Source organism: Deltaproteobacteria bacterium (assembly GCA_019309045.1).
Classification (GTDB): domain Bacteria; phylum Desulfobacterota; class Syntrophobacteria; order BM002; family BM002; genus JAFDGZ01.
Map to the genome: position 1 here is coordinate 1 of JAFDGZ010000118.1, position 9,434 is coordinate 9,434.

General features: G+C 56.0%; 9 protein-coding genes. 4 read left to right on the plus strand and 5 right to left on the minus strand.

The features are described from left to right. Together JRI89_15920 and JRI89_15925 are read right to left on the minus strand one after the other, a co-directional pair. Positions 1-462, minus strand: a 462-nt coding sequence (locus JRI89_15920) for an AMP-binding protein (GenBank protein MBW2072726.1), incomplete at its 3' end; no start/stop codon positions are given. Next, on the minus strand, positions 459-662 hold the full coding sequence (locus JRI89_15925; protein ID MBW2072727.1) for a hypothetical protein: 204 nt from the start codon (positions 660-662) through the stop codon (positions 459-461). The genes JRI89_15925 and JRI89_15920, both read right to left, overlap by 4 nt. Before the next feature lie 356 nt (positions 663-1,018). Here JRI89_15925 and JRI89_15930 point away from each other — a divergent pair, with 356 nt between their 5' ends. From JRI89_15930 to JRI89_15940, 3 genes are all read left to right on the plus strand, one after another. Next, on the plus strand, positions 1,019-1,756 hold the full coding sequence (locus tag JRI89_15930; GenBank protein ID MBW2072728.1) for an aspartate/glutamate racemase family protein: 738 nt from the start codon (positions 1,019-1,021) through the stop codon (positions 1,754-1,756). Between the two features lie 28 nt (positions 1,757-1,784). Continuing rightward, on the plus strand, positions 1,785-2,714 hold the full coding sequence (locus tag JRI89_15935; GenBank protein ID MBW2072729.1) for an NAD(P)-dependent oxidoreductase: 930 nt from the start codon (positions 1,785-1,787) through the stop codon (positions 2,712-2,714). 322 nt (positions 2,715-3,036) lie between these two features. After that, a complete protein-coding gene (locus JRI89_15940) occupies positions 3,037-4,038 on the plus strand; it encodes a Glu/Leu/Phe/Val dehydrogenase family protein (GenBank protein ID MBW2072730.1) in 1,002 nt (333 codons plus the stop codon). Positions 4,039-4,098: 60 nt separating this feature from the next. Here JRI89_15940 and JRI89_15945 read toward each other — a convergent pair whose 3' ends face one another. From JRI89_15945 to JRI89_15955, 3 genes are all read right to left on the minus strand, one after another. Continuing rightward, complete coding sequence (locus JRI89_15945; GenBank protein ID MBW2072731.1) at positions 4,099-4,893, minus strand: ABC transporter ATP-binding protein; 795 nt, start codon at positions 4,891-4,893, stop codon at positions 4,099-4,101. A 15-nt stretch (positions 4,894-4,908) separates the two neighbouring features. Next, complete coding sequence (locus JRI89_15950; protein ID MBW2072732.1) at positions 4,909-5,802, minus strand: ABC transporter permease; 894 nt, start codon at positions 5,800-5,802, stop codon at positions 4,909-4,911. A gap of 72 nt (positions 5,803-5,874) precedes the next feature. Next, on the minus strand, positions 5,875-6,837 hold the full coding sequence (locus JRI89_15955; GenBank protein MBW2072733.1) for an ABC transporter substrate-binding protein: 963 nt from the start codon (positions 6,835-6,837) through the stop codon (positions 5,875-5,877). A 243-nt stretch (positions 6,838-7,080) separates the two neighbouring features. On the opposite strand from JRI89_15955, the gene JRI89_15960 reads away from it, so the two are divergent. Further along, positions 7,081-9,192 carry an AsmA family protein gene (locus JRI89_15960; protein MBW2072734.1) on the plus strand — a complete coding sequence of 704 codons (2,112 nt, stop codon included), beginning with the start codon at positions 7,081-7,083 and terminating at the stop codon, positions 9,190-9,192. Positions 9,193-9,434 lie beyond the last annotated feature (242 nt).

Here is a 9,434-nt window from a genome sequence, read left to right on the forward strand (position 1 = left end):
GATGACGGTTTCCATCATGTTGGGCATAAAGGCGGCTACCCGGTCGCCGGGTCCCACGCCCATATGCTGCAGCGAGGCTGCCAGCCGGGAAACCTGCTGAAAAAGTTCTCTATAGGTCAGGTGTACAGCTTGCCTTCCTTCGCCTATAAAGCTCAGGGCTGTATAGTCGTCTCTGAAGCGGAGCAGGTTTTCAGCAAAATTGAGCCGGGCCCCTTCGAACCAGCGAGCGCCGGGCATCCTGTGCAGATCATCTACCACCTGCTGGTAGGGGCTGCTGTGGATGACCTCAGTATAGTCCCACAGCGTGCTCCAGAATTCAGGGCTGTTGTCGATTGACCACTGGTAGAGTTCGTCGTAGGTGTGCAAAGAATAGTCGTACCTGTTGTTCACATACTGAAGAAAATCATACATATTGGTGCTCTTTACCCGAGCAGCAGAAGGCTGCCAGAGCAGTTCGCTCATGATCTCTCCTTGTAATTGGCGGTCTGCTGGACAAAGTCGACAAAATCGTGTGCCAGAATAAACCTGGAAATCATCTCTCCTACGAGATCAGCAGTATCGGTGCGCTGCAGCTTTTTGGCCTGGGCCACAATGGCGTTCAGGGCCGCCACCGGCATTTCCACATTGGCACGCACTACTATGGTATCCTGATCAGCTGACATGGCCTTCCTCCCTTCTATGTCCAAGATGCTTCAGTATACTATTTACAATAAATTTTGTCTCTACCGAGAGATCATCTACACAGGTCAGCAAATACAAAGGTATCTCTGGATGGCGCAGTAGTCCTGATGCCTCCGCCGCAGGGAAATTTGCCCTCCGCCAACTGGTCTGGCAAGAGTGGGGCACCAGGAGTGCCGCCGGACCGGGCCTGCAGGCAGCAGAACACTCATGCCTGGAAATTTTCCTTGAGATCAGCAGGGTATTTGGAGACAATGGCTTTCTGAGAGATTTTCCTGTGGCAGTGGTGTTAGCCGAGCCAAACTGCCTGCTTCTGCTGGCTGCATCAGGGGGTGACAGTATGAAAGTTGCGGGCCTTATCGGTGGGATGAGCTGGGAGTCTACCGCCCAGTACTACCGGATCATGAACGAGACAGTGAGACAAAGACTCGGGGGACTGCACTCTGCCAGGATTCTCCTTTACAGTGTGGATTTCCAGGAGATAGAGCAGCTGCAGCAGCAGGGAGATTGGCAGAAGGCCGCGGCAATCCTGGCAGACGCTGCCAGAAGGCTGCAGCGGGGAGGAGCAGATTTTCTGCTGATCTGCACCAATACCATGCACAAAGTGGCTGCCGAGGTGGAGCAGGCTGTTGACCTGCCGCTGCTGCACATCGCGGATGCCACTGGCAGAAGAATCCAGGACAGCTGCCTGGGCAAGGTCGGACTTCTGGGAACAAGGTACACTATGGAAGAGAGCTTTTATAAAGGCAGGCTTGCCAGTGTGTTCGATCTGGAAGTGATGCTCCCGGGGAAGCGGGACAGGATGATTGTCAACGGCATAATATTTGACGAACTCTGTCAGGGAAATGTTCTACGAGAATCCAGAGAGGAATTCAGCCGCATCATTGCCGAACTGGTTGCCAGGGGTGCCGAGGGCATCATCCTCGGCTGCACCGAAATATCTTTGCTGGTCAGGGCTGCAGATTCTCCGGTGGAGCTCTTCGATACCACGGCAATCCATGCTGTGGCTGCTGTGGATCTGGCATTGGCCGAGGAAAGTCAACTGCCGGCAGGAAGCCGATCGGCTTCCAGGGAATGAACAGCAACGATAGCCCGTACAGCGCTGGATGAAGGCGAGGGCATGGGCAGTCGTCAGCCAGGTTCAATGGGAGGAGGACATGAGGGTAACTTTTCTGGGTACAGGATTGATGGGCAGACCCATGGCGAGGAGGCTTGTTGCCGCCGGTCACCAGGTAACGGTATACAATCGCACCAGGGAAAAGGCTATGGTTCTCGAAGCGGCAGGGGCCAGGGTGGCCGAATCTGCTGCTCAGGCTGTGGAGGCTTCTCCTTGCGTGGTTGTGATGCTGGCAGACGCTGCTGCCATCGAGGCAGTACTTTTTCCTGGCAAAGATGAGCCAGCACTGGCAGGGCGCACCCTGATCCAGATGTCGACCATTGCTCCCAGTGAGAGCAAAGGCTTGCAGAAAAAAGTAATAGAGAAGGGCGGCGACTATCTGGAGGCTCCTGTTCTCGGCAGCACTCCCGAGGCAGAAAGCGGCAAGCTGCTGATAATGGTGGGAGGAAGAGCAAAACAGTTCGAGCAGCACTGTGACCTGCTGCGCTGTCTGGGGCCGCAGCCACTCCTGGTGGGGGAGGTGGGAAAGGCTGCAGCTCTCAAGCTGGCCATGAATCAGCTAATTGCCGGCCTTGCCACCACCTTTGCCCTGAGTCTCGGCTTTGTGCAACGCCAGGGCATGGAGGTTGACATGTTCATGGAGATCCTGCGGAAAAGCGCCCTCTATGCTCCCATGTTTGACAAGAAGCTGCAGAGAATGCTGGAGCGACAGTACGGGGCTGCCAATTTCCCCAGCAAACATCTGCACAAAGACATCGAGCTGTTTTGCCGGGAGGCCGAGCCGCTCGGCCTCGACCTCGCCAGCCTCGAGGGTACGCGGCAGATTGCCGCACGAGCCCTGGCAGCAGGATTGGCTGATGCAGACTATGCGGCGATTTTTGACATCATTTCCCCGGCAGCCGCTGCCAGCAGTGGTTGAAGACGGCGGGCAGCGCAGCGCTGTCTCCAGGGAGGCTTTGAGGTATGAAGGAGAGTCTTTTTGGCAGGTGGTCACCTTTCAAAGCGCCAGAGAGTGGCCCCAGGGGGAGGTGGACTGGAGCAGCTACCAGCGGAGCTTTACCTACGAAGATCCTTTGAGCCCTGATCCCTGCTGCCTGGGTTCCAGGGAGACCGAGGAGCTGTTCAAAAGGTACGGTTTGCAGGGCTACCTGCATGAGGTGGCAGAGCTCATCAGGGCGGGCGGACACCAGGGAATAGAATGTTTCTACGAACAGGGCCGCGACATACGGTTTATCAGCCACATGCACAGCAATACCCTTGGCATCAACAACGGCTATCATGCCATACGCGCCGGGGGCATTCGGCGGCACCATCCTGAGGCCAGAGAGATGGAGGTAATCATTGACGGGCTCAATCTCAGCCGGGCCATGTCTTTCAAGAACGCTGCAGCAGACGTTCCCTTCGGCGGCAGCAAAATAACCGTGCAGTGCCAGCCGGTTGCAGCTGACGACCTGCAGGCGGTGGGGTTTCTTGCCTACTGTCTGGACAGGACTCGCTCGGTCACCGGACCTGACATGGGTTTCACTCCTGAGCTGGCGGATGTCATGAAAAACAAAGGCTATTCCAGAAATATTGCCGGCGGCTACAGCACCCTCGGCCCCACTGGCAGGCCCACGGCCTACGGCGTCTATCTCGGACTGCAAGAAGCTGTGGCTTTCAAGTACGGCAGCAGGAGTCTCGAGGGCAAGACCATAGTAGTCCAGGGCCTGGGCGCTGTGGGCTACCCTCTGGTGGCGGAATACCTGGCTGCTGAAGAGGTGACCATTTACTGCGCCGACATCCGGGAGGAACAGGTCCACCGCCTCACGGGGCAATTTCCGGACAGGGTCAAGAGAATCGAGCCGCAGGAGGTGCTTACTTTCGAAGCAGACATCTTTATGCCCTGCGCTATCGGCGGAATTCTGGATGAAAAGGCCATTCAGGAGCTCAACTACAAGATAGTTTTTGGCGCCGCCAACAACCAGCTCAAGGCCGTGGAGCCGCAGGAGGAGATCAGGCTTGCCTCCTTGCTTGCTGAGCGGGGCATCCTTTTTCAGGTGGACTGGATCCACAATGCCGGCGGGGTGATTGCTGGCATGGAGGAGTACATGTACGGCGAGCAGGCAAGTGTGGCGCACATTATGGAAAAGACCGAGAAGGCCTGCAAGCTGGGAACCAGGGAGAATCTGGCTGCCGCCGCCCGGCAAGGTGTAACCCCCACCGAGAGAGCCTACCGCCACTATGCCAGGCTGATCTATCGGTAGAACCTGTCCGCAGTTCAGCTGCCGGGCAGCTGCTCAACGGAGCCCCTTGCCTGTTCGCCTTCAGGGCTCTTCAGTGGGACAGAGAAGAGTTTCATCTTTGAGGCTGTGGCCGAATCTGGCCAGGATATCGTTGACGCCCAGCTGCTTTTTCTGTTCGCCCGCCACCGCAAGTTGAATGCGGCCCTGATGCAGCATGATCATGCGGCTGCCGTAGCGCAGCGCCTGATGCATATTGTGGGTGACCATGAGGGTGGTCAACCTGTGCTCCCTTACCAGGCGGTCTGTCAGCTCCATGACTTTTTCGGCCATGCGGGGATCCAGGGCAGCCGTATGCTCGTCTAGCAGCAGTACGCGCGGCATGCTCAGGGTGGCCATGAGTACGGCCAATACCTGGCGCTGGCCGCCTGAGAGCAGTCCTACCTTGTCTCTCAGCCGGTCTTCCAGGCCCATGTCCAGAACGCTGAGGGCCTGGCGATAGCGGCTGCGCCGGGACCTGGTCACGCCCCAGCGCAGCCCCCTTTTCTTGCCGCGCAGTTCGGCAAGGCAGAGGTTTTCCTCGATGGTCATTTCTCCTGCTGTTCCCATGGCAGGATCCTGAAACACTCTCGCCAGGTACTTGGCCATGGAATATTCGGGCTCTCTGGTTACATCCTGCCCGTCCACCAGGATGCGGCCCTCGTCGGGCCGCAAAGTGCCGGCGATCACGTTCAAAAGAGTGCTCTTGCCCGCACCATTGGAGCCGATTATGGTGACAAAATCCCCTCTGGCCACTTCCAGGCTGAGGCAATCCAGGGCCTTTTTCTCATCCTGAGTGCCTCTGTTGAAAATTTTTGTGATGTTGTGGAGGGTGAGCATAATGGAGGTTGAAAATCAGACTCCTCTGAGCTTTAGTTTGCCTTCTTTGGGCCCCCGCAAGGCCGGAATGCCCAGGGCCAGAATCACCATGACGCCGGTGGCCAGCTTCAGATCAGTGGGGGCGAGGCCCAACCGCAGGCCCAGTGATATTATCAAGCGGTAAATCACCGAGCCAACGATGGCTGCAGTGGTGAGGCGGAACACAGTAGTCGGCTTGATCACAGTCTCGCCTATGATGATTGAGGCCAGGCCGGCAACGATCATGCCAATGCCCATGCCCACGTCGCTGAACCCCTGGTCCTGAGCTACGAGGGCCCCGGAGAGCGCCACCAGGGCATTGGAGAGGCCGAGGCCAAAGATGGTGGCGTTGTCAGTGTTGACGCCGAGGGAGCGAATCATCTGTTCATTGTCACCGGTAGCGCGCAGAGCGAGACCGTATTCCGTGTGCAGAAAGAGGTCAGTAACCAGTTTGCAGACCATGGTGACCAGGAAAAAGAAAATAATGACCGGCAGATAGCGGGATACCTGCATGGCCTCCATGGGGGAGAAGATGGTGGGCCTGTCCAGGAGCTGGATGTTGGCCCTGGCCATGATCCGCAGGTTGACCGAGTAGAGGATGGTCATCATGAGGATGCCGGCCAGCAGGCTGTTGATCTTCAGCCTGGTATTGAGAATGCCGGTGAGACAGCCGGCAATGAATCCCGCCATCAGGGCCACCAGAGCTGCAACCAGCGGATTTACCCCCTCTACGATCAAGCGGGCGGCCACTGCCCCGCCCAGAGGGAAGCTGCCATCAACAGTCAGGTCCGGGAAGGAGAGCACCCGGAAGGTAAGGGCTATGCCCAGAGCCACAAGGGCATAGGCCAGACCCTGCTCGAGGCTTATGGGAAGGATGCTGGTAAATATCATGGCAGCGGCAAAAACCAATGAACCGCGCCAGTGCCGGGGCTGAGCCAGTGGCGCGGTTCTGCTGGTATCTTATCAACGGTAAACTTTTTCAGCCTGGCGAATGTACTTGTCGGCAATAGCAAGGCCCTGTTTCCTGGCATTTACCAGACTCAGGTGCAGACTCAAATTTTCTGCATAGCCCGAGGGAATGTCGCCCGGCTTGGCCTCGCCCTTGAGAATCTTGGCTGCCTTTTTACCGGCGGCATAGCCCACCTGGTAGTAATTGAAGCCCAGGGCCACAGAAGCGCCCCGGGGCACGGAACCCACATCGCCGGCAAAAAGAGGAATCTTGTTCTGGTTGGCCACCTTGGCAACCGATCCCATGGCAGACACCACAGTGTTGTCTGAAGTGATGTAGATGGCGTCCACCCTGCCCACCAGAGACTGGGCCGCAGTATACACTTCGTTCGAATTGGATACGGTTACTTCCACCAGTTTGAGGCCCAGTTCAGCCATGGCCTTTTTGGTCTTGCCGATGTTGACCAGAGAATTGGCGTCGCCAGCGTTGTAAATGGTACCCCATTTATGAGCCGAAGGCAGCATCTCGTGGTACAGCTTGATCTGCATGTAGATGGGCCAGGCGTCAGAGACTCCGGTCACATTGCGGCCGTCTGGGCCCATTGTCTTGACCAGGCCGGCGTCCACCGGATCGGTAACCGAGGAATAGACAATGGGAATGTCCTTTATCACCTTGACCGCCGCCTGCGAGGTGGGGGTGGCGATGGCATGCACCAGATCTACCCGTTCGTCTCGAAACTTCTGGGCGATGGTCTGGGCATTGGACATTTCGCCCTGGGCGTTCTGGTAGTCGTATTTTACCGAAAGCCCGGCATCCTTGAGCGCCTGTTCGAAACCGCGCTGATCCTCTTCCAGGGCGGGGTGAGAAACAATAACTGTGACGCCAACCTTGTAGACTTTACTGGCAGCTTCGAGTCGGCCGCCATATGAAGCGGCAAGGAACAGGGAAGAGAGAAACAGGAAAAAAATTTTTTTCATTTGCGTCTCCTTTCGATTTGTTGCGTAAAGTCGGACTCTGAAAAAGCAGGAATTAACGGAGTATTATGAAAGTTCTCTACCAAATGACCAGCGGCTGTGTCAACCAAATAGCACAGCAGGACCAAAGAGATACAGTTTGCAGGAAGGCCCGCGGGTGATTAAACTATTAGGTTCAAGTTTCAGTGACTATGTGATAACAACAAAACAGCAGAGGAAAGAAGAGCATAGAAGGAAAGGGATACCATGCGATGGAAATGGCTTGTGGGAGCGGTTGTTTTTTTACTGGTGGCAGTGATCGCAGCTGCCTACGTGATTCTGGCCACCTATGATTACAACAAATTCAAACCGCTGATAACCAAAAAGGTGAAAGAGACCACTGGTAGAGAACTGACGCTCGGCGGCGACATCAAATTGAAGATCGGCCTCCTGCCTGTTCTCTCGGTCGACGATGTACAGTTTCAAAATGCCTCATGGGGTAGCCGGCCCTATCTGGCAAAAATAAAGCACTTCGACGTGCAGGTGAGAGTGTTGCCCTTGTTCCGGGGCAAGATTGAGATAAGAAAAGTCGTACTCATCGAGCCTGATGTTCTCATAGAGACCAACAAACAGGGAAAATCTAATCTGCAATTCAAGGTGAGCAAGAAAACTCAGGCGGCCCCTCCGGCAGAAAAACAAGCGAAAGGGGCGAAGAGCTTGCCAGAATTGGGGTTGAAAAAGATTGAATTGAAAAAGGGGAAATTCATTTACCGGGACGGCAAGTCTGGCAAGTCCTACATGTTGAGCGACGCTCATTTCAGTGCCACCGCCAAGAGTTTCGGCAGCCCCCTGCGGCTGAAGTTGGCAGGGGTTTACAACAAGAACCCATTCGAGATCAAAGGAAGTCTGGGTGCCCTGATAGCGCTCACTGATCCGGCAAAACCCTGGCCGCTCAAACTGAGCATCAAAGCCGCAAAAGCCAGCATAGCCGTTGAAGGTATCATCAAGGATGTAATGGCTGCGCATGGGATCAACATCAGCATAGACGCCAAGGGGGATTCGCTGCCGGAAGTGGGCCGATTTGCTGGCGTGAGCGGCCTGCCGGACCTGGGACCCTTTGCGATTGCTTTGAAGCTTACTGATCCGGCAGCAAAGACCTATAAAATAGACAGCTTGCAGCTTTCTGCTGGCGGCAGCGACCTGAAGGGATCGGCAGAGATCAGGTTGGCCAGGAAGCGGCCCAGACTCACAGCCCGCCTGAAGTCGAAGGAGCTGGACTTGCGGCCATTCATTGCCGGCAAAGAAAGTGAGGCAAAGCCAGAGGCCACCAGTGGGAAAAAGGCAGAGAAGGGGAAAAGGGTCTTTTCTGACGAGCCCCTGCCGCTGGATGTGCTGCGCACTGTTGACGCCAATGTCAACCTGCGGGCCGCTCGAGTGCTGCTGCCGCAATTGGCTCTGGATAACTTTTTCCTGAAACTGGTACTGGACAACGGTCATCTGACAGTGAAGCCTGTCAAGGCAGGCATTGGCGGCGGCAGCCTGGTGGGTCAGGTGGATCTGCGGCCTGTGGGAAAGAGGGCAAATCTGGCAACAAAGCTGAACATAAAGAACCTGGATCTTGGCCGCATGCTCAAGGAACTCGGTGTGAGCGAGGCTGTCTCAGGTGAGCTCAAGGAAGTGCAGCTGGATGTGAAAGGCGCGGGCCGCTCTGTGGCCGAGCTCATGGCCGGGCTCAATGGTGCCACCACCTTCATAATGAAGGAGGGCAAGATCAACAACAAGTATCTCGGCCTGCTCGGAGCTGATCTTACTACTGCTGCCTTCAGGCTTCTCAACCCGGCAAAAGACAAGGGTGACTACACAGCGATCAACTGCGTGGTCTCTCGTTTCGATATAAGAGATGGCATTGCAGACACCACAGTGCTGCTGTTCGATACCCCGCAGATGACTGTTGTGGGGGCTGGCGAGATCAATCTGAGAAATGAGCACCTGAATCTCGCCCTGAAACCTTCAGCCAAAAAAGGAGCTACCCATTTCAGTGTCAGCCTCAGCGAGTTGACCAAGCCCTTTAAACTTGGTGGCACGCTCGGGCAGCCGGCTCTGGCGGTAGACGTTGGCCAGACAGCGCTTACCGTCGGAAAGGCCGTGGGCGGCACCCTTCTTTTCGGTCCACTAGGCGCTGCTGCCGCGCTGGCTGACGCTGGCGCAGAAGGGAAGGACCTCTGCCCCGTGGCTGTCAGGGCGGCAAGACAGGGAGTGAAGCTTACAGAAGTGAAGGCAACGGGAAAACAGCAGCAGGAAAAAGGCGAGCCGAGCAAAACTACAGACAAGGAGAGCGACAGCCTTGGCGGCAAGCTCAAGAGTCTGTTCGGCAAATAACTTTTTGCAGCGAAGATCCTGAAGACGGTAAACTTTGCTTGCTGATGGGCAAAGGGTGTCAGGCGGATCTGTTATTGCTTCCCTGTCAATGCATTCTGGAGGGAGTGTTTGATGAAAAGAGGCCTATCCTGGATAAAGGCGGCTGTTGCCGCTGCCATTCTGACAGTGAGCATGATGGGCACAGTTGTGCCGGCAAATGCTGGTGCCCCGGAGGAGCTGGTAGAAAAGGCGCGCATTACCAT